Below are 18,998 nucleotides of genomic sequence, written 5' to 3' on the forward strand. Positions count from 1 at the left end.
GACAACCCCACCCCCGGGCGGGGGGTCGGGACGCGGGTGGTGCGGCCCGCCCCACCACCGACATGCTCAGGCGACGGGGCGGGCGCCCGGCTTGGCCCGGCTGGGCACCACGAAGGTGACCCCGAGTGCGACGAGCGCGGCCGCGGCGGCGCAGATGAAGGTCAGCACGAAGCCGCGTTCGGCGGGCAGTCCGCCGGGGCCGGGGTTGGCGGTGAGCAGCGTCGTGGAGATCGCGCTCGCACAGGACATGCCGACGGTGCGGGCGATCGTGTTGATGCCGGTGGCGATGCCGGTCTGCTCGACCGGGACCGCGCCGACGATGAGGTTGGCCATCGCCGACATGGCGAGCCCGATGCCGATGCCGAAGACGAACATCGCGAGCAGGATGTGCCGGCCGCTGGTGTGCAGGACGGCCAGGAACGCGAACCCGGCGGCCATCAGCACGCAGCCGGCGACCATCGCCATCTTCGAGCCGAAGCGCTTGTCGATCACGCCCGCCATCGGGCCGATCAGCAACATCGCGAAGGCCTGCGGGAGCACGTACAGACCGGACACGGTCACCGTGGTGCCGAAGCCGTAGCCGGTGCTCTCCGGCATCTGGAGGAAGCGCGGCACGAGCAGCATGCCCGCCATCATCGAGAAACCGACGAGCAGGCCGCCGAGGTTGGTCGCCCACACCCCGCGCAGCCGCATCACCCGCATGTCCACGAGCGGTTCGTCCGCGCGCGATTCGGCGAGCACCCAAAGGCCGAGGAAGACGATGCCGACCGCGAACAGGCCGACGGTGTTCACCGAGCCCCAGCCCCAGGACTCGCCCTTGCTCAGCGCGAGCAGTACGCCGACCAGGCCGAGCGACATCAGCGCGCCGCCGAGCCAGTGGATCCGTGCCTTGACCCGGACCGGCGATTCGGGGATCAGGAACCACGACGCGATCGCGGTGACCAGGCAGGTCACCATCGGGATCCAGAACAGCCAGTGGTAGGACAGGTGGTCCATGATCGGGCCGGTGACCACGATGCCTATGCCGCCGCCGATGCCCATGATCGCGGACATCAGGCCGATCGCACCGGCCCGGCGCTCCGGCGGGAACTCGTCGCGCACGATGCCGAAGGAGAGCGGGAAGACCGCGCCGCCGAAGCCCTGGATCACCCGGCCGATGATCATCAGGCCGACCGAGTCGGCCAGCGCGCAGACCAGCGAACCGACCGCGAGCATGCCGATGGTGAACACGAACAGGCGCTTCTTGCCGTACATGTCGCCCAGCCGCCCGAGGATGGGCGTGGTCACCGAGGCGCACAGCAGGTAGCCGGTCATCAGCCACGAGGTCGCGTCGGCGCTCGCGCCGATCTCGGTCTGGATCTGCGGGAGGGCCGGCGCCAGCATCGACTGGAGCAACGAGTAGGTCAGCGCACCCATGATCAGGACGAGCAGGACGAACCCGGTCCGGCTCATGCCTGCGGGCGCGGTCGTGATCGGGGTTCCGGGTGCGGCGGGCGGGACAGTGGCGGACGGCGCCTGCTGCGCGCTCTTCAAGACTGGTTCCTTACATATACGGGCCACCGACGGAGACACACGGTGGGCCGCGACAGGGTTTTTGGTTGGGTGTATCAACCGACTTTATGCGCCCCCGGAACACGTGATCACCGCCGGGCGGAGCACCGGGGGTAAATTCCCTGTAAGTATTTGGTGCGCAAGAGCCAGAAATACGCCAAATATCGGGCAAATCCCAAGCTGCGATTCTGTGTCAAGATCGATCTGACGCATCGTCACTTCTTGGGAGGGCAACCCCGTGGCGGATCGAGAACCCGAACTGCGCATCACCCACATCTCCGAGGCCCCGTGGCACGAGGTCAAGGCCCAGTCGCACGGCGGCCGGCGCACGTCGGTCTGGGAGAAGTTCCTGGAGTGGTCCCCCGAGCGGTTGGTCATCTACGCCCGCTACGACGCGGGTGTCGTGGTCGAACGGCACGGCCACATGTCCGAGCACTACGTCTTCGTCGTGGCCGGCGAGGTCCTGATCGGCGACCGCCCGTGCCCCACCGGCACTCACATCACCCTCGAACAGGGCGCCGCGTTCGGCCCCCTGATCGCCGGCCCCGAGGGCGCGACCCTGTACGAGATCATGTGCGGCGACCCCCGGGCCGTCCCCGCCGACCGCGCGGGCTTCGAACGCCTGTGTGCCGAGCGCGACATCACCCCGCTCCCCAACCCGCCGGTCCCCTGGCCGGATTGGTTGTCCGCACGCACCGACAGCGACGTCGGGGACGGTACGAGCCGGTAGGCGGAGACGACGAGGCCGAGGCCGAGGCCGGCACGACACGCCGGCCCGGCCGGCACGCCACAAGACCCGGCGGGCACGGCACAGAGGCCGGCGGGCACGGACCGGGGACGGCACGGCCCGCGCCCGGGCCGAAGCCGTCCCGCCGGGCCGGGCCGCAGACGCGCGCGAGCCACAACGGCGCCGAACCGCGACCCGTCCGCACCGAAAGCAGGCCACCGGCGACCAGGTGGCCCTATTCCCGGGATCCACCGGTTGCCTAGCCTCGGCCCATGGACTCGAAACCGGACCACCCCATGGCGAATCCGAATCCCGACGCGGACCCCGGTCGCGCGCTCTCGAACTGGAGCACCGACCCCGGTTGGCTGAACACCGCGAGCAGTGGCCTGCCGCCGAACGTCGCCTACGAGGCGCTGACCCGGGCCCAGGAGACCTGGCGGCGCGGGCGCACCGACATGGACGGGTTCCACGCGGCCGGCGAGCGGGCCCGGGCCACGTTCGCACGGATCGTCGGCGCGCCGGCCGAGACGATCATGGCGGGCAACACCACCTCCGGCCTGCTCGCCCCGTTCGCCGCCGGGCTTCCGGTCGGCGGGCGGCTCGTGGTGCCCGAGGTCGAATTCACCTCGAACCTGTTCCCGTGGCTGGTCCAGGAGGCCCGGGGCGTCGAGGTGGTCACGGTGCCGCCGGCCAAACTCGTCGACGCGATCGACGAGCGCACCACGGCCGTCGCGTTCAGCCTGGTCCAGTCCGCCGACGGCTCGATCGCCGCCGAGGCGGACATCGTCGCGGCGGCCCGCGCGTACGGCGCGAGCGTGTACGTGGACGGCACACAGGCCTGTGGTTGGCTGCCGTTGGACGCGACCCGCTACGACCTGTTCGTGGTCAGCGCCTACAAGTGGCTGATGGCACCGCGCGGCACGGCCTACGGCTACGTCGCACCGGAGTTGGCCGCGCGTACCCTCCCGCACGCCGCGAACTGGTACGCCGGCGCCGCCGACGGCGACCCCTACTACGGCCCGCCGTTGCGCCTGACCGACACCGCGCGCCGATTCGACACCTCGCCGGCCTGGTTCTGCCAGGTGGGCGCCGACCCCGCGCTCGACCTGGTCGAGCGGATCGGCGTCGAGCACATCCACGCCCACGACGTGGCCCTCGCCAACCGCTTCCTGGCCGGCCTGGGCCTGCCTCCCGGCGACAGCGCGATCGTCGCGATCGACATCCCCGACGCCAAGGAGCGCCTGGAGGCCGCCGACATCCGGTTCTCGGCCCGCGCCGGCCGCACCCGACTGGCCTTCCACGTGTACAACACCGACGCCGACGTCGACGCCGCCGTCACCGCGCTCACCTCCTGAGCCACCCGATACCGACCCGATGCCGCCCCGGCGGCACCCACCCGCCCGTCACCGACGGCACCGAGCCACCGACCCACCCAACCAACGGGCGGACGCGGCAGCGGGCACCGGGACACCGCCCGGTGCCCGACCGAACCGACCGGCCCCCGCGCCTTTACAGCAGCACCGCCGCCAGCGACCGCCAATCCGCCGCCGGGGCCGCGTCGAACGTCTCGCCCAGGACCTGCACGCAGACGTGGTCGGCGCCGGCGGCGAAGTGCGCGTCGACCGCCGCGCGGATCGCCGACTCGTCGCCCGACGCCACGAGCCGATCCACCATGCGCTCGCTGCCGCCGTCGGCGAAGTCCTCCTCGGTCAGGCCCAGTCGCAGCCAGTTGCGGCGGTAGTTGGGCAGCGTCGCGTACGTCCGCAGATGCTCGCGGCCCCGGCGCAGCGCGGTCTCCCGGTCCGTGGTCGGCACGACCGCCTGCTCCACCGCGAGCAGCCGATCCGGGCCCAGTGCCGCGCGTGCCTCGGCGGTGTGCTCGGGCGTGACCAGATACGTGTGCGCTCCCTCGGACCGCTCGCGCGCGAGGTCCAGCATTCTCGGGCCGAGCGCCGCGAGCACGCGGGCCGGGCGCGGGCCGTCGCCGCCGGGTGCGAGGTACAGGGAGGAGTCCATCGCGTCCAGGTACTCGCGCATGTGCGCGAGCGGCTTCTCGTACCTGTGCCCACCCGGCCGCAGCCCCTCGACCAGCCCGCTGTGGCTGATCCCGAGGCCGGTCAGGAACCGCTCGGGGTACGCCTCGTGCACGGTACGCGCCGCCGCGTTGGCGGCCATCGCGTCCCGGGCCCACACGTTGGCGATGCCGGTCGCGGCGGCGATGCGCGGCGCGGCGCCCAGGACGAGCATCGCCTGGGTGAACGCCTCACGGCCCACCGTCTCGCCCCACCACAGCGCGCCGTAGCCGAGTTCGTCGAGTTCGGCCACGGTCTCCCGCAGCCGGGACACGGGCATGAAGTCGAGCGCGGCGGTCCACAGCCCGATCCGGCCCAGGTCGGGAACGGACCGCGCCGCGGCCGATGTCGGTTGGGGTGTCGCCGGCGGTGTCGGTGTGGTCATGGCACGCTCCCGAGTTCTCTGTAACGCCGTAACAGAAGCTGTCTCCCGCACCATACCGGTCGACATGGGTCACCCTTGGTTCCGAGGGAACCATCGACGCGGAATCATGGTCTGGTCACACGAACCACTTGCCAACCGCGCCCACGCCGTTGCCGGATCCGTCGGAGACCTCGTGCAGAGTCCACTGTTCAACCACACGGTGAGCCAGTCCGCCGAGCGTTACAGCCTGCAGAACGCGCACATGTTGCGGGTGCTGCTGAGCCCCGAGGTGGGCACCGAGGTACTGGCCCGCAAGGGCGCGATGGTGGCCTATCAGGGCAACGTGCAGTTCGAGGGGGCGTTCCAGACCGCCGCCGAGATCCGCACCGGCGCGCTGACCGGCGACATGTTGGACCTGATGCGCTGCCACGGACACGGCACGGTCTACCTCGCCAATCAGGCGCAGAGCATCCACATCCTGAATCTGCACAACGAGGCGCTGATCGTCGAGGACGAGAACGTCCTGGCCCTGGACGGCACGCTGAACTGGAGCGTCGTACAGATCGACGCCGGCTACAACGTGGGCGGCATGGGCGCCTATTCGATGCAGATCGGCGGCACCGGCAAGATCGTCATCACCACGTCCGGCGCGCCGCTGGTACTGCGCGCGTCCAACGACCGCGAGGTGTTCGCGGACGCCGACGCGGTGATCGCCTGGACCGCCGGCCTCCAGACCAGCCTGCAGGCGCAGACCACGTCGCAGCGCATCTGGCGCCGCCGCCGACAGACCGGCGAGGGCTGGACGATGGCCTTCATCGGAGAGGGCTACGTGGTGGTCCAGCCCAGCGAGATCCTGCCCGCGAACCTGACCGCGACCGAGAACAACCGCCACTTCGGCATGGGTCGGGACGGCTTCCAGAACAACACCTGGGCCGGCCCCGGCGGCCCACACGGCGCCCCGCCGCCCCCACAGCCGGGCCCGTACGGCCCGCCCGGCCCCCAGGGTCCGTACGGTCCTCCCCCGCCCGGCCCCTACGGTCCCCCCGGACCGTACGGACCGCCACGCTGACCCCCGCGCCCACCACGGGTCCGTGAGCCTGCCGGACCTACGGCTGCCGTTTGCGCGGTAGGCGTGCCAACTGCCGGGACTGGGCGACCAGTCGGCCCGTCGAGTCCCAGACCTCGCCGTCCTCCTCGAGGTAGCCGCCCGCCGGATTGCGGGTGGCCAGCGCCACCCGCAGCCACCCCGGCGCCGGCCTGGCCCGGACATGCACGGTCAACTCCACCGTGGGCACCCACCCGCGCACGCCGAGGTCGAACGCGGTCGGCACGAGCGAGTCGACCGCGAGCAGCAGCGCCAGTGCATCCGGGGCACGACCGTCCGCGAGCCGCCACCAGGCCCGAATCTCCCCACGCCCGGACGGCCGCCCGGTCGACCAGCCGGCGGTCGCCGGGTCGAGCAGTTGCTCGCTGCGGTCCATGAACGTGGTGCGCCGAAAGGGCGCCGCGCCGGCGGCGCTCGCCGTGCACTCCTCGGGCGAGGGCAGCGCCGGCGGCCGGGCACTCGTACGCACCTCCGGGTCCAGCGCGGCCAGGTCGCCGTAGGAGGCGGCCACGTGCACCCGAATCTCGCCGTCCTGCACGATCCGCGCGGTGCCGGTGCTCAGGGTGCGCCCGGTACGCAGGACCTCCGTGCGCACCTCGGCCGGCCCCGGGTGTGACGTGGTCAGGTAGTGCGCGGTGATCGTGAACGGATCGGGGTGCGGCAGTGTCGCACCGAGCGCGCGGCCGGCGAGGGCGAGCAGGTATCCGCCGTTGAGGCCCATCCCGAACGCCCAGTCCGGCGAGAGCGTGGTGTCGTACACGCCCGGCGCGTCCGGGCGCGCGACGCACGTGGTGTCCCGGTCGAGTTCGTAGTCGGGCGCGGCGCCGGACGGCCCGGTCTCGGCGGATGCCTGTTCGGTCATGGCGGCGACTCCAGGGGCGGCTGACGGGAAGCGACTGACGGGCAAACAGCTTGGCACAGTCACATATCCCGACCGCCGCCCCACCTCACCGAGGCCGGCCAAGTCACCGGCGCACCCTCACAGGTACGAGCCGTCCTCCTCCGCGTCCCCGCCCAGAAGAACGTGCGGCGGACCCACCTCGGCGTTCTGCCGCAGCATCAGGGTCAACCGGATGCCACCCCACAGCCCTTCCAGCCAGCCGATCAACTGCGCCTGCACTATCCGCAGTTCCGCGCCGCTGGGCGCACCCACCCCGGCGAACGGCCCGGTGAGGCGCTCCAGCTCCTCGTACAGATCGGGCGCGAGCGAACGGCGCAGCTCGGGCAGCGAGCGCTCGTAGACGGCGCGCACCCGCCCTCGGCCGGGCTCGTCGAGCGGTGCGTCGCGCAGCTCTTCCAACAGGTGGCGAATCATCTCGGCGACGCGCATCACGCGATCGGGGGCCGGGACCAATTCGCCGAGCGGGCGTTGATCGTCCCCTTCGCGGGTGGTGGTGACAGTCGGATCAACCATGGGCCGCGCCTACCCCGCGCCGGAGGCCGAAAACGCCGGCCGGGTTCAACCGCGCATCCGCGACGCGGGCGGAACGGGCGGCTCGGACGACCCCGGGTCGCACGCTCGCGACGGCTGCGGGTCTTCGTCGGGCACCGGGTGCGCACGCGCCGTATCGGTGTCGGCCGGCTGCTCCGGCACCGGGCGATCACCCACCGGTACCGGCCCGATCGCCGCCCCCGCCGGCGGGCCGGCCGCCCACGCGTCGGCGTTCCGCTCCACGCGCGCCCGCGCCTTGGCGGCTCGAAGCACCACGATCACGCACGCGAGGAACACCAGGTATGCGGCCACCCCCACCACCAGCCAGGTCCACACAGCCCTCTCCCCACGCCAGTCGATCACCAAGAGCTATCAACCGAAATCTACCCGTAAGCGAGGCTCACCCAACGCGTCTGGTGCGTCCGCCTCGTGCGGGTTCCGTGGAGAACCTGCGAAGGCCCGCCGACCGCATCGGCCGATACGCCGGCAAACCGACCCGCCGAGCGCCCGACGAAACCCCATGCCCCGGAAGGACGTCCGGGGCCTGCGCCGAGTTCCCCGCCTCGACCCGCCCGAATCCGCCCTCGGCACGCCTTTCGAGCGAGCCGGATCCTGCCCCGTCGGGACAACCGCACACCGGACGCTTGCGAAAGACTCGCTACCGATATATCGTTGAAACATCGCGAACGATCGCGATACACACAGTAGATCGAACGGCGGCTCGACGAGTCGCCTCATCACAGGGAGAAACCCATGCACCGCAGCAAAGGACGCCTCCAGTGGGGCGCAGAAGGACAGAACCGCCCGGCCTTCGGACCGTGGGGCCCGCCCGGCCCCGGCCCGTGGGGACGCGGGCACGGCCACGGTGGACGTGGCGGACCGGAAGGGCGCGGCCGAGGCCGTGGGCGCGGTCGCGCCCGGCGCGGTGACGTACGGGCCTCGATCCTGGCCCTGCTCACCGAACGGCCCATGCACGGCTACGAGATGATCCAGGAAATCGGCGAGCGCACCGGCGGCGTGTGGAAGCCCAGCCCCGGTTCGGTCTACCCCACCCTCCAACTGCTGGAGGACGAGGGCGTGATCGAGGGCGTCGAGGGCAGCGGCCGCAAGCTGTTCACCCTCACCGACGCCGGGCGCGAGGAAGCCGCCGCGCTTCCCGAGGGCACCAAGCCCTGGGACGAGGCCAGCCAGGGCGTCGACTTCGAGGCGGTCCACGACCTGCGCTCGGCGATGCACGGCATCGGCGACGCACTGCGCCAGCTCATGATGAACGGCACCGAGGCGCAGCGGGCCAAGGCCCTGGAGGTCGTCACGGACACCCGCAAGCGGCTCTACCTGATCCTGGCCGAAGCCGACTGATGTGGGTCGCCCGGATCGCCGATCACCGCTTGCGGCTCGGAGCGCCCGTTCCGCCCCGCAGGCAGGTCCCCCGCAGGGCGTCCCGGTAGTCGAACCCGACTGCCGGGACGCCCTGCGGTCACCCGCGTCACCGGTCGCACCCGCGGATCACCAGGGCGCGACCCGATAGTCCTTGAGGAAGCACCCGAACACCGGCTCCCCCCGCTCCCCGCGCACTATGGGGTCGTACACCCGGGCCGCGCCGTCGACGATGTCCAACGGCGTGCGGAACCCGGTCGCGGCCACCCGCGTCTTGTCGGGATGCGGCTTCTCGTCGGTGATCCAGCCGGTGTCGACGCTGGTCAGGTACACCCCGTGACCGGCCAGATCCTCGGCGCTGGTCCGGGTGAGCATGTTCAACGCGGCCTTGGCCATATTGGTGTGCGGATGCCCGGGCGCCTTGTACGCGCGCCCGAACTGACCCTCCACCGCCGACACGTTGACGATGTAGCGCCGCTCGCACGCGGCCCGGCGCAGCAGCGGCAACAACCGGCTCACCAGCACGAACGGCGCGGTCACGTTGACGAGCTGCACCTCGAGCAGCTCCACCGGATCCACCTCGTCGACCCGCTTGGACCAGGAGTTGACCGGCGCCCGGTCCGGGAGCAGCCCCGCCGCGTCCGGCGCGAGCCGGGCCGGCGCCGATCCGGGCGCCGTCGAGGTCGCGTCCCACTCGTCGGCGGGCGACCGGTCGAGCGCGAACTCGAACGCACCCGCCCCGAGCGCGGCCCGCTCGGCGGCGAGCAGCGGTCCGTAGGCCGACGCGGGTCGACGGATGGTCTGGGCCGCGTTGTTGACCAGGATGTCCAGCGGGCGTCCCTCGGCGACCAGTCGATCGCACCACGCGACCAGCCCACCGAGGTCGCGCAGGTCGATCGCGTGCACGTGCAGCCGATGCGCCCACACGTCGTGGTCGGGCGCGGCGGCGAACCGCTCGTGTGTGTCGTGCGGGAAGCGCGACGTCACGATCACCTCCGCGCCGTCGCGCAGGAGTTTGAGCACCAGCTCGTAACCGATCTTCACCCGGCCGCCGGTGACCAGGGCCAGCCGGCCGGTGAGGTCGGCGCGGGCGTGGCGCCGCTGCCGGTTCTCCGCCGCGCACGGTGGGCACAGCCGGTGATAGAAGCCGTCCACCTGCCGATACGGCCGCTTGCAGATGTAGCAGCGCAGGCCCATCTCCACCACGCCGACGCACGTGGGCAGCCCGGTGTCCTCCAGCGGGAGATCCTCGACCCGGTCGGCGGCGCCCAGCGCGGTGCGCTCGGTCACCTCGGTGCGCTCCGCGCGCCGCAGCGCGCGCTGCTCGGCCCGGCGGCGATGACGCCCCGAGCGAATGAAGGACGCGAGCACCTGCTCGATCCGGCGTCGCTCGGGTGCGTCCGGCGGGAGGTCGGACATCGCGCCGAGCACGGCGAGACAGTCCTCGAGGGACGGTGGGACGGGAAGTGTGTCCGAGTCGGTCATGGGGTCCCCCCGAGGGACTTGCGGCGGATCCGGCGACCGGCCCTATGGCTCCGCGGGATCCGCGAAGCGGGCGTCGCTCGGGGGCGTCGGCGACTCTCCCATGGGCTCGCTCCCTTCGCGGACGGATCCCGGGCCGATGTCGCCGAAGCGGCGGATCGACGCGTCGGCGGTTCACCGACGGACCGTCACATTAGCGAGGCGTCACCGGACCGGTCACCGGCTTTTCGCTCTCTCCCGGGCCTGTCCCAGGGGCCTGGCCGGGCCGCGCCACGTGGAGGCGGCGCCCGGACAGGGCCTAACCGCGTCCGTCCACCACCGCGCGCAGCAGGTCGAGTTCGGATACCGAGCCGGGCTCGCCGCCGATGGCGGCCAATCGGTTCGCCGCGCGTTGCAGTTCGGCGTTGACCGGGGTCGGCACGCCGTGCAGGCGGCCGATCCGGACGATCTCGCCGTTGAGGTAGTCGGTCTCGATGCCGCCGGTGTGCCGGTACAGGCTCTGCCAGGACGAGCCGCCGGGCCGCCGTTCACCACCCACCGGGCGTACCTGCACGAGGGGGCTGACCGGCGCGAACTCGGCGTGGATCCCGGCCGAGAAGAGCACCGTGCGCGCCTCGTCCATCGCGAGTCGGTCCAGATTTCCGCCGCGCGCGTTCGGGCCGCACAGTGCCTCGACCGCGTTGCCCAGGTTGGTCACCAGCTTGCCGTACTTGTACGCGGTGATGTCCGGGTACACCTCGGAGCCGTAGCCGGCGCCCGACAGGACACGTGACACCTGGGCCGCGAAGGCGTCCCGGCCGTGCGGGTACCGGCCGATGTCCAGAACTCCGGTCACCGGCGACGAGTACGCGCGCACGACGCCGGGTTCGAGGTAGGCGGACGGGCACGCGACCAGGACGCCGTACACGTTCGCGAACAGGCGCAGCGCCGCGTCCTCGTTGGCCACGCCGTTCTGCGCGCACAGGATCGGCACCCGCGAGTCGGCGTAGCGGGCCAACTCGCGCAGCGCGCCGGCGGTGTCGTGGGACTTGACGCACAGCACCACCGCGTCCACCTCGGCCCAGTCCACGAGGGAATCCAGCGTCGCGATGTCGGTCACCGCGGCGAGGCGCACCACGTCCTCGCCGTCGGGGGTCAGGACCCGCAGTCCGTGGGCGCCGATCGCGTCGACGTGCGCGCGCCGGCCGACCAGGTGTACGTCGTGCCCCGACTGCGCGAGGCGAGCGCCGAGGACGCCGCCGACTGCCCCGGCCCCCAGGACTACAAATCGCATGGCCGATCCCTCCCCGACGCGAGAGCCCATCCAAACACGTCAGGGCACCGCCGTGGGGTCCGCGAGGCCACCGGTTTTCCGGTCTGCCGGACGCCACGGCACGACCGCCGCGAGCGCGCCGGGTGGGCGCCGGATCCGCCCGGGCTCGGGCGCGGCACGGGTCCGCCGCGCCCGTCGGGCCCGGTGGGGCTCGCTCCGACGCACACGTCGCCGAGCGGACGTACCGCCGCCGGACCGCGCTACCGCACGCGTCCCGGGCCCGCCCCGCGCGCGATCGCGGTCAGGTCGACGCCCAGGCCGGTACGTACCCGCCGCCCCGATGCCCCGACCCCGTTCCCCCGGACGGCACCGGTGCCGCGCGTCGGGCGGCGGGCACGTGCCGGATCGAGGTGTGCGGTTCGCCGTCCACGACGGTGCGCCCGCCGCGCGGCTCGAAGCCTCGACGGGTGAACCAGTCGGCGCTGCGCGCGTACACGTCGGAGATCACCGGGCGCGGACCCGCCAGCACCAGCGCGTGCCGGACCAGCACGGTGGCATGCCCCTGTCGACGATGCGACAACAACGTACAGACGCGGCCCATCCGCAGTAGGCCGTCCCCCTCCTCGGTCAGCCGCAGCGTGGACACCGCCTCGCCGTCCTGTTCCGCCCACAGGTGCGCGGTTCCCGGCTCGATGTCGCGGCCGTCGGGATCGAGCCAGGGCTGCCGGCGTGCGACCACGAAGACCCGGCTGCGCAGCGACAGCAGCCGGTACAGACTCGCGGCGTCGATTTCGCCCGCTGTTCCGTAGAAGTACGACACGTCCATATGCCGCAGGGTGGCACCGCGAGGGCGCCGTCGGGCGACCCCGATCTGCCACGCGGGCAACGCTCGGATGAACTCTTGTGGGCCGGCAGGCGGCGTCACGAGCAGGTGCAGGCCGGGTCTCGGGCGGGTACCGGCCGATCCACGTGTCAAATATCCCACTGCGTGCCGGACCTCGGGCGTGGAAGACTCGCAACCTCGCCCGCCTCCACCGTGCACACGAGGATCTCGCGGGCGACTGCCCTGCGAGGAGGAGATATCCAGGTGAGCGTCGAAGAGTTGTCGCAACCACAACATCGTCCGTTGCCCGAGGTACGTCAGTCGGGCAAGCTCGCGGACGTCTGTTACGACATCCGGGGTCCGGTTCTCGACGAGGCGAAACGCCTGGAGGACGAGGGACACCGGATCCTCAAGCTGAACATCGGCAACCCCGCGCCGTTCGGCTTCGAGGCCCCCGACGAGATCCTGCACGACATGATCCGCAACCTGCCGTCCGCGCAGGGCTACTCGGACTCCAAGGGTGTGTTGTCCGCCCGCCGGGCGGTGGTCCAGCACTATCAGACGCGCGGTATCGAGGGTGTCGACGTCGACGACGTCTACCTGGGCAACGGCGTCTCCGAGCTGATCGTGATGGCCCTGCAGGCGCTGTTGAACAACGGCGACGAGGTGCTCGTGCCGATGCCGGACTACCCGCTGTGGACGGCGGCGGTCAGCCTGTCCGGCGGCACCCCGGTGCACTACCTGTGCGACGAGAGCGCCGAGTGGTATCCCGACCTCGACGACATCGCGGCCAAGATCACCGACCGCACCCGGGCGATCGTGGTGATCAATCCGAACAACCCGACCGGTTCGGTCTACCCGCAGCGGATCCTCGAAGGCATCGTCGAGCTCGCCCGCCGGCACGGACTCCTCCTCCTCGCCGACGAGATCTACGACAAGATCCTCTACGACGACGCCGTGCACGTCCCGCTCGCCTCACTCGCGCCGGACCTGCTGTGCCTGACCTTCAACGGCCTGTCCAAGGCCTACCGGGTGGCCGGATTCCGCTCCGGGTGGTTGCTGCTGTCCGGCCCCAAGCGGCACGCGACCAGCTACATCGAGGGCCTGAACATCCTGGCCAACATGCGCCTGTGCGCGAACGTGCCCTCGCAGCACGCGATCGCCACCGCGCTCGGCGGCTACCAGAGCATCAACGACCTGATCCTGCCCGGCGGCCGGCTGCACGCCCAGCGCGACGCCGCGTACGAGGCGCTGATCTCGATCCCGGGGGTGACCTGCGTCAAGCCCAAGGGCGCGCTGTACGCGTTCCCCCGGATCGACCCGGACGTGTGCAAGATCGTCGACGACGAGAAGTTCGTCTTCGACCTGCTCCAGAGCCAGCGCATCCTGGTCGTGCAGGGCACGGGATTCAACTGGCACCAGCCGGACCACTTCCGCGTCGTGACGCTGCCCCAGGTCGACGACCTGACCGACGCGATCACCCGGATCGGCGAGTTCATCGGGTCCTACGGGCAGTGATCCGACGCCGACCGCGGGCCCGGCGCCGACCGGCGTCGGGCCCTCGGCGCTCTTCAGGCCAGGAGCGGGCGCACGGCGAGCTTCTTGACGTGCGGCACGACCAGCTCGCCGAACGCGGCGGTCTGCTCCAGGTACTGTTCCCGCGACGTGGCCGGCAGGGTCAGCGTCACCCCGGTCACCCCGACCTCGGCCTGCTCGGTCAGGTCCGCGACGATCGCCTCGTGGTCGATGCCGTCGCCGTCGAACATGCTCATCCCGCGCGGCATGAAGGTGATGTCGATCGGGTCGGTGCGGCCCACCGAGGCCGCGTACTCGCGGGCGTAGTCCAGCCGCGCCGCCAGGTCGGCCAGCGTCTCCAGGCCCGGGGTCTTGAGGTACTTGGACGCGCCCGCCGGGGCCGGCATCGGCAGCCAGCCGTCGCACAGGTCCACCACCCGGCGGATCGCCCGCTTGCTGTTGCCGCCCACCCAGATCGGGATCCGCGGCTGCGCCGGGCGCGGGCGCATGGTGTTGCCCGCCACGCTCTCCCCGGTCCACGCCGCGCGCATCGCCCGCAGCGCGTCGTCCAACACGTCGTTGCGGTTCGCGTAGTCGGCGCCCAGCGCGGCGAACTCGGGCTCCAGGTAGCCCGCGCCCACGCCCAGGATCACCCGACCACCGGAGAGCGCGTCCAGCGAGGAGATCATCTTCGCGGACAGATACGGGTTGCGGTACGCCGGGACGAACAGGTTGGTGTGCAGCCGCAGCCGGGTGGTGGCCGCCGCCGCGAAGGACAGCGTGACCATCGGATCCAGCGTGTGGTGGCCGCCGTGGGCGAGCCACTGGTCGCCGGGGAACGGGTGGTCGGTGGTGAAGACCGCGTCGAACCCGGCGGACTCGGCCGCGCGGGACATCTCCATCACGGCCTCGGCGCTGATCAGGTCGGCGCCGGCCTCGACCAGGTGCGTGGGCAGTCCGAGCGAAAGGAACATGGCGGCAACGTAGCAGCGACCTGACGCATCGTCAGTAACCGCTGCCACAGCCGTCATCCGCCGTAGGTCGTGGCCGGCGGCTTGGCCGGCCCGAGCGCCTTGCCCAACCATTCGTCGTACAACTGCTGCCAACGGCCGCTGCTCTTGAGCTGCTCCAGCACCCCGTTGAGGAAGCGCACGAAGTCGGTCTGCCCCTTGGGCACCGCGATGCCCTTGACCTCCTCCACGGTGGTCGGGCCGACCACGTCCAACCACGGGTCCTGCTCGCGCAGGCTCTCCAGGAGCGAGGCGTTGGTGTACGCCGCCGCCACCCGGCCCTCCTGGAGCGCGACCAGGCAGTCGGTCCGGTCCGCCACCGCGTACACCCGGGCCTTGGACTCGGCCACCCGGCGTTCGGGCGTGGTGTTCGCGGACACGCACACGTACTTCCCGGCCAGATCCGCCAGACTGGCCACCTTCGTGCCGCGGGGCACCAGGAAGCGCAGCGCGTCGTCGAGGTAGACGCCGGAGAACTCCACCTGCTGTCGGCGCTCGCAGGTGATCGTCATCGCGTCCACGACCATGTCCGCCTGGCCCTCGACCAACACGTCGATCCGGCGACCGGGCGGAATGGTCCGGAACTGGATCCGGTCCGGGTCGCCGAAGATCGCCTTCGCCACCTCCCGGGCCAGCTCTATGTCGAAGCCCTCCAACTCCCCGGTGCCCGCACTGCGCGCGGAGAACATCCGGGTGTTCTGGTCGACGCCGACCACCAGCTTGCCCCGCCCCTGGATCGACGCCATCGTCGAACCGGCCGGCATCGTGCCGCCCGGCCGGGGCGGGGTGATCGGGGTCAGGCTCCGACTCGGGTCGCACGGCGGCGCCGGCACCGGGGGCGCGAGCACCGGATCGGGTACGCCGACCTCCACCGGGGCGTACCGGGACGGGGAGCGCGCGTCGGCGCCGTCCGCCCCGCCACTCCCGCACGCGGTCACCAGAAATACCAGTGCCAGGGCCGCCACTCGACGTGACGCTGCATCAACTCTGTTGGGCCACACGGAAGGCAGCATCGCAGGTGGGGTGCCGCGGGAAACGAGGGCGTTCCCTCTTCTCGTGCCGAACGTCCGCCGTGGATCGAGGAGGCCCCGAAGCCGGATAGCGTAACCGCACGCGATCGCCCGCGACGCGCCCCGTCGACGGAAGGACAACCATCCATGAGTCTCCAGGCATTCGCCGAGCTGACCGGCCCGGCAGCGGCCACCTTCGACGAGGTGCAGCGCCGCAATCCCGGAGAGCCCGAATTCCACCAGGCGGTGCACGAGGTGCTGGAAAGCCTCGCCTCGGCCCTGACCAGGCGGCCCGAACTCGCCGACGCGGCACTCCTGGAACGGCTGGTGGAGCCCGAACGCCAGGTGCTGTTCCGGGTGCCGTGGACCGACGACGCCGGTCGGGTCCATGTCAACCGGGGCTTTCGGGTGGAGTTCAACGGCGCGCTCGGCCCGTACAAGGGCGGGTTGCGCTTTCACCCGTCGGTGAACCTGAGCGTGGTCAAGTTCCTCGGCTTCGAACAGATCTTCAAGAACGCCCTGACCGGGCTCGGCATCGGCGGCGGCAAGGGCGGTTCGGACTTCGACCCCAAGGGCCGTTCGGACGCCGAGGTAATGCGCTTTTGCCAGTCGTTCATGACCGAGCTGTACCGCCACCTGGGTGAACATACCGACGTTCCCGCCGGTGACATCGGGGTCGGTGGACGCGAGATCGGCTACCTGTTCGGTCAGTACCGACGGATCACCAACCGCTACGAGTCCGGCGTGCTCACCGGCAAGGGGCTGGGCTGGGGCGGGTCCCAGGTGCGCACCGAGGCGACCGGGTACGGCTGCGTGTACTTCCTGGCCGAGATGCTGGCGGCGCGCGGCGACGACCTGGTGGGTCGGCGCGCGGTGGTCTCCGGTTCGGGCAACGTGTCGATCTTCGCCATCGAGAAGGCCCGCGAGCTCGGCGCCCGCGTCGTGGCGGCCTCCGACTCGACCGGCTACATCGTCGACGACAAGGGCTTGGACCTGGACCTGCTCAAGGAGATCAAGCTGGACCGGCGCGGCCGGATCGCGGAGTACGCCGACCGGGTCGCGCACGCGCGCTACGTGCCGGACGGCTCGGTCTGGGAGGTCCCGTGCGATGTCGCGCTGCCGTGCGCGACGCAGAACGAGCTGACCGGCCCGGCCGCCGCGCACCTGGTCAAACACGGCCTGACGGCGGTCGCGGAGGGCGCCAACATGCCGTGCACGCCGGACGCCGTGCACGTCTTCCGCGCCGCGGGCGTGTCGTTCGCGCCGGGCAAGGCGGCCAACGCGGGTGGTGTGGCCACCTCGGCCCTGGAGATGGCGCAGAACGCCGCCCGCACGTCCTGGAGCTTCGCCGACACCGACGCCCGGCTCGGCGCGATCATGCGCGACATCCACGACACGTGCCTGAGCACCGCCGCCGAGCACGGTCACGAGGGCGACTACGTGCTGGGCGCCAACGTGGCCGGCTTCCTGCGCGTCGCCGACGCGATGAACGCCTTCGGCGTGGTGTGATCCACGGCTGAACCCCACGCGTCGCCGCCGTCCGACCGGTCTCCCCCGGTCGGGCGGCGGCGCCCGGTCGGCGCTCAGTCGACCGTGCGCCGGAACACCTGCCGCGAACCACCCTCGGGCCCCGGCTCCGCGGGCTCGGCCGGCACGAAGCCGAGCGACGCGTAGAACGCGCGCGAGCCGCCCTCGATCGCGCCCGGGTGGTCGAGCCCGAAGGTGATCAACTCGACGGTTCCCGGCCCGCGTACGTACCGGCTCGTCGCCTCCGCCATCAGCGCCCGGCCCACGCCTCGCCCCCGGGCGGCCTCGGCCACCACCAGCCAGTGCACGTGATGCACCGGCGGTTCCGCGCCGAACAGCAGCCCGCCCAGCAGGCCGGGTCCGGTGTCGGCGGGCACCACGAGCGCCAGGCCGGTTCGGATGTGCTCGTCCAGCGCCGCGTGGAATCCGGGCTCGTCCACCATCGGTCCGAACCAGTGCTCGACCTCGGCGGCCAGTGCGAGGAATCCGGCCCGGTCCGCCGCATGCGCGGGTCTGACGATCATCGGCCCAGTCTGTCAGGGCCGATTCGGCCTGCGAGAGGGGTCTCGGACGCGGGGCTCCCGACGCGGCCCCGCCACGGCCTCGGTTGCCGCCGCGTCCGGCGAAAATCGTTGGCTCCGGCGCCGTGCGCGCTGTTACGTTCGCCGGGTCCGGTCCGCCTCACCGCGGACTCACCCCCTTCGGAAATCAGGTGTTGATGCCCGTCCTCGCGCCGAGCGCGCCTCGTATGACCGCGGTCGGATCCGGCCTCCGGGACTTCCCCGACGCTCGCTGATCCCCCGGTGGGCCCACCGGTCCGCACGCGCACATCGCGGCGGACCGCGTCGACGACCCCTCCGAGACCGCTCGGCGCTTCCTTGCTGCCTTCGCTTCCGCCTTCGGCAAGGAGATTTCCGAGTGTCCAACGGCAACAACAATTCCGGTAAGCAGCACACCGTCCCACCACGCACCGACACCTTCACCTGTGTCCGCTGCGGCCTCACCGTGACCACCGTCGACCCGGCCGGCGGCCGGCGCAACCACTGCCCGAGCTGCCTGCACTCCCGGCACGTCCTCGACCGCGTCGAGGGCGGCCCGTCCGAGTGCGCGGCGCGGATGTCGCCGATCTCGATCGCGGTGCTGCGCGGCGGCGACTGGATGATCGTGCACCGGTGCATCCGGTGCGACGAACTGACGTCGAATGCGATCGCCCCGGACGACAACCAGCTCATCCTGGTCCGGATGGCCGTCCGGCCACTGGCGCAACCGCCGTTCCCGCTCGAAGTGTTCGGGGAGTGGTGACGGTGGCCCGCCGCAGACCGGCCAACCGCCGCCCGCAGCGGTACAAGGACGTCACCCACGGGCGGACCGGACGCGGCGACGCGTTCCGCTGCGTGGGTTGTCGACTCGACGTGCCGTTGCTCGCGCCCGGTACGGCGCATCGCAACCACTGTCCGCACTGCCTCACCAGCCTGCACCTCGATCGCCGTGTCCCCGGTGATCGGGCGGCCGACTGTCGGGGCCGGATGAGCGTGCTGAGCATGTCCGTTCGGCCGGACGGGGAGTGGCAGTTGATCCATCAGTGCCAGTCCTGTGGGGCGCTCGGCGCGAACCGGATCGCCGGCGACGACAACCCGCTCGCGCTGATCCGGCTGGCGCTGCGCCCGTTGAGCGACCCGACCCGCCCGATCCGCGCGCTGCTCACGTTGTAGGGCCGCGCCCGACACGGTGGCGGGTGGGCGCCGGCCGGG

General features: G+C 71.7%; 19 protein-coding genes. 8 read left to right on the plus strand and 11 right to left on the minus strand.

From position 1 onward, the window contains the following. Positions 1-66 precede the first annotated feature (66 nt). Positions 67-1,533, minus strand: a complete 1,467-nt coding sequence (locus ACZ4FV_RS19000; RefSeq protein WP_465322939.1) for an MFS transporter — start codon at positions 1,531-1,533, stop codon at positions 67-69. Positions 1,534-1,789: 256 nt separating this feature from the next. Between ACZ4FV_RS19000 and ACZ4FV_RS19005 the strand changes: the two genes are divergently transcribed. Both ACZ4FV_RS19005 and ACZ4FV_RS19010 read left to right on the plus strand, forming a co-directional pair. Further along, positions 1,790-2,281 carry a hypothetical protein gene (locus ACZ4FV_RS19005; protein ID WP_395872288.1) on the plus strand — a complete coding sequence of 164 codons (492 nt, stop codon included), beginning with the start codon at positions 1,790-1,792 and terminating at the stop codon, positions 2,279-2,281. A gap of 269 nt (positions 2,282-2,550) precedes the next feature. Beyond that, on the plus strand, positions 2,551-3,633 hold the full coding sequence (locus tag ACZ4FV_RS19010; RefSeq protein ID WP_465322940.1) for an aminotransferase class V-fold PLP-dependent enzyme: 1,083 nt from the start codon (positions 2,551-2,553) through the stop codon (positions 3,631-3,633). 154 nt (positions 3,634-3,787) lie between these two features. Here the strand turns inward: ACZ4FV_RS19010 and ACZ4FV_RS19015 are convergent, their stop codons facing one another. Continuing rightward, positions 3,788-4,735: a TIGR03620 family F420-dependent LLM class oxidoreductase gene (locus tag ACZ4FV_RS19015; RefSeq protein WP_395872284.1), complete on the minus strand. Its 948-nt coding sequence runs from the start codon at positions 4,733-4,735 to the stop codon at positions 3,788-3,790. 172 nt (positions 4,736-4,907) lie between these two features. Here ACZ4FV_RS19015 and ACZ4FV_RS19020 point away from each other — a divergent pair, with 172 nt between their 5' ends. Then, positions 4,908-5,783: an AIM24 family protein gene (locus tag ACZ4FV_RS19020; RefSeq protein WP_395872282.1), complete on the plus strand. Its 876-nt coding sequence runs from the start codon at positions 4,908-4,910 to the stop codon at positions 5,781-5,783. Between the two features lie 37 nt (positions 5,784-5,820). Here the strand turns inward: ACZ4FV_RS19020 and ACZ4FV_RS19025 are convergent, their stop codons facing one another. The 3 genes from ACZ4FV_RS19025 to ACZ4FV_RS19035 all read right to left on the minus strand — a co-directional run bounded on the left by ACZ4FV_RS19025 (position 5,821) and on the right by ACZ4FV_RS19035 (position 7,587). After that, positions 5,821-6,681: a thioesterase family protein gene (locus ACZ4FV_RS19025; RefSeq protein ID WP_465322941.1), complete on the minus strand. Its 861-nt coding sequence runs from the start codon at positions 6,679-6,681 to the stop codon at positions 5,821-5,823. A gap of 117 nt (positions 6,682-6,798) precedes the next feature. Next, positions 6,799-7,233, minus strand: coding sequence for a proteasome activator (locus ACZ4FV_RS19030; protein ID WP_395872278.1), 435 nt, complete (start codon positions 7,231-7,233; stop codon positions 6,799-6,801). 45 nt (positions 7,234-7,278) lie between these two features. Continuing rightward, on the minus strand, positions 7,279-7,587 hold the full coding sequence (locus tag ACZ4FV_RS19035; protein ID WP_402229946.1) for a hypothetical protein: 309 nt from the start codon (positions 7,585-7,587) through the stop codon (positions 7,279-7,281). A gap of 417 nt (positions 7,588-8,004) precedes the next feature. On the opposite strand from ACZ4FV_RS19035, the gene ACZ4FV_RS19040 reads away from it, so the two are divergent. Then, the gene (locus tag ACZ4FV_RS19040) at positions 8,005-8,610 is read left to right on the plus strand and encodes a PadR family transcriptional regulator (protein ID WP_395872274.1); all 606 of its coding nucleotides are present in this window, start codon (positions 8,005-8,007) and stop codon (positions 8,608-8,610) included. Positions 8,611-8,757: 147 nt separating this feature from the next. Here the strand turns inward: ACZ4FV_RS19040 and ACZ4FV_RS19045 are convergent, their stop codons facing one another. From ACZ4FV_RS19045 to ACZ4FV_RS19055, 3 genes are all read right to left on the minus strand, one after another. Next, complete coding sequence (locus ACZ4FV_RS19045; RefSeq protein ID WP_402229944.1) at positions 8,758-10,113, minus strand: SDR family NAD(P)-dependent oxidoreductase; 1,356 nt, start codon at positions 10,111-10,113, stop codon at positions 8,758-8,760. A 295-nt stretch (positions 10,114-10,408) separates the two neighbouring features. Beyond that, complete coding sequence (locus ACZ4FV_RS19050; protein ID WP_402229942.1) at positions 10,409-11,383, minus strand: ketopantoate reductase family protein; 975 nt, start codon at positions 11,381-11,383, stop codon at positions 10,409-10,411. 280 nt (positions 11,384-11,663) lie between these two features. Then, positions 11,664-12,188, minus strand: a complete 525-nt coding sequence (locus tag ACZ4FV_RS19055; protein WP_395872269.1) for a GNAT family N-acetyltransferase — start codon at positions 12,186-12,188, stop codon at positions 11,664-11,666. A 300-nt stretch (positions 12,189-12,488) separates the two neighbouring features. Between ACZ4FV_RS19055 and ACZ4FV_RS19060 the strand changes: the two genes are divergently transcribed. Then, on the plus strand, positions 12,489-13,703 hold the full coding sequence (locus tag ACZ4FV_RS19060) for a pyridoxal phosphate-dependent aminotransferase (protein ID WP_395872311.1): 1,215 nt from the start codon (positions 12,489-12,491) through the stop codon (positions 13,701-13,703). Positions 13,704-13,756: 53 nt separating this feature from the next. Here the strand turns inward: ACZ4FV_RS19060 and ACZ4FV_RS19065 are convergent, their stop codons facing one another. Then, complete coding sequence (locus ACZ4FV_RS19065) at positions 13,757-14,674, minus strand: LLM class F420-dependent oxidoreductase (protein WP_465322942.1); 918 nt, start codon at positions 14,672-14,674, stop codon at positions 13,757-13,759. A gap of 53 nt (positions 14,675-14,727) precedes the next feature. Continuing rightward, positions 14,728-15,675 carry a glutamate ABC transporter substrate-binding protein gene (locus ACZ4FV_RS19070; protein WP_395872266.1) on the minus strand — a complete coding sequence of 316 codons (948 nt, stop codon included), beginning with the start codon at positions 15,673-15,675 and terminating at the stop codon, positions 14,728-14,730. Positions 15,676-15,867: 192 nt separating this feature from the next. Here ACZ4FV_RS19070 and gdhA point away from each other — a divergent pair, with 192 nt between their 5' ends. Then, the gene (gdhA, locus tag ACZ4FV_RS19075) at positions 15,868-17,229 is read left to right on the plus strand and encodes an NADP-specific glutamate dehydrogenase (RefSeq protein ID WP_395872264.1); all 1,362 of its coding nucleotides are present in this window, start codon (positions 15,868-15,870) and stop codon (positions 17,227-17,229) included. 74 nt (positions 17,230-17,303) lie between these two features. Here gdhA and ACZ4FV_RS19080 read toward each other — a convergent pair whose 3' ends face one another. Beyond that, entirely contained in the window at positions 17,304-17,771 is a 468-nt protein-coding gene (locus ACZ4FV_RS19080; protein WP_395872263.1) for a GNAT family N-acetyltransferase, read from the minus strand. 394 nt (positions 17,772-18,165) lie between these two features. On the opposite strand from ACZ4FV_RS19080, the gene ACZ4FV_RS19085 reads away from it, so the two are divergent. Both ACZ4FV_RS19085 and ACZ4FV_RS19090 read left to right on the plus strand, forming a co-directional pair. After that, positions 18,166-18,549, plus strand: coding sequence for an RNHCP domain-containing protein (locus ACZ4FV_RS19085; protein WP_395872261.1), 384 nt, complete (start codon positions 18,166-18,168; stop codon positions 18,547-18,549). After that, entirely contained in the window at positions 18,543-18,959 is a 417-nt protein-coding gene (locus ACZ4FV_RS19090) for an RNHCP domain-containing protein (RefSeq protein WP_395872258.1), read from the plus strand. Before ACZ4FV_RS19085 ends, ACZ4FV_RS19090 begins: the two co-directional genes overlap by 7 nt. The last annotated feature ends 39 nt before the right edge of the window (positions 18,960-18,998 follow it).

This window comes from Embleya sp. NPDC025285, assembly GCF_055558835.1.

What these genes read in the sequence shown, in the direction of transcription:
- ACZ4FV_RS19010 (WP_465322940.1), top strand. Translation starts at nt 2,551, where the DNA reads ATGGACTCGAAACCGGACCACCCCATGGCGAATCCGAATCCCGACGCG.
- ACZ4FV_RS19015 (WP_395872284.1), bottom strand. Translation starts at nt 4,735, where the DNA reads ATGACCACACCGACACCGCCGGCGACACCCCAACCGACATCGGCCGCG.
- ACZ4FV_RS19025 (WP_465322941.1), bottom strand. Translation starts at nt 6,681, where the DNA reads ATGACCGAACAGGCATCCGCCGAGACCGGGCCGTCCGGCGCCGCGCCC.
- ACZ4FV_RS19030 (WP_395872278.1), bottom strand. Translation starts at nt 7,233, where the DNA reads ATGGTTGATCCGACTGTCACCACCACCCGCGAAGGGGACGATCAACGC.
- ACZ4FV_RS19040 (WP_395872274.1), top strand. Translation starts at nt 8,005, where the DNA reads ATGCACCGCAGCAAAGGACGCCTCCAGTGGGGCGCAGAAGGACAGAAC.
- ACZ4FV_RS19045 (WP_402229944.1), bottom strand. Translation starts at nt 10,113, where the DNA reads ATGACCGACTCGGACACACTTCCCGTCCCACCGTCCCTCGAGGACTGT.
- ACZ4FV_RS19050 (WP_402229942.1), bottom strand. Translation starts at nt 11,383, where the DNA reads ATGCGATTTGTAGTCCTGGGGGCCGGGGCAGTCGGCGGCGTCCTCGGC.
- ACZ4FV_RS19055 (WP_395872269.1), bottom strand. Translation starts at nt 12,188, where the DNA reads ATGGACGTGTCGTACTTCTACGGAACAGCGGGCGAAATCGACGCCGCG.
- ACZ4FV_RS19065 (WP_465322942.1), bottom strand. Translation starts at nt 14,674, where the DNA reads ATGTTCCTTTCGCTCGGACTGCCCACGCACCTGGTCGAGGCCGGCGCC.
- gdhA (WP_395872264.1), top strand. Translation starts at nt 15,868, where the DNA reads ATGAGTCTCCAGGCATTCGCCGAGCTGACCGGCCCGGCAGCGGCCACC.
- ACZ4FV_RS19080 (WP_395872263.1), bottom strand. Translation starts at nt 17,771, where the DNA reads ATGATCGTCAGACCCGCGCATGCGGCGGACCGGGCCGGATTCCTCGCA.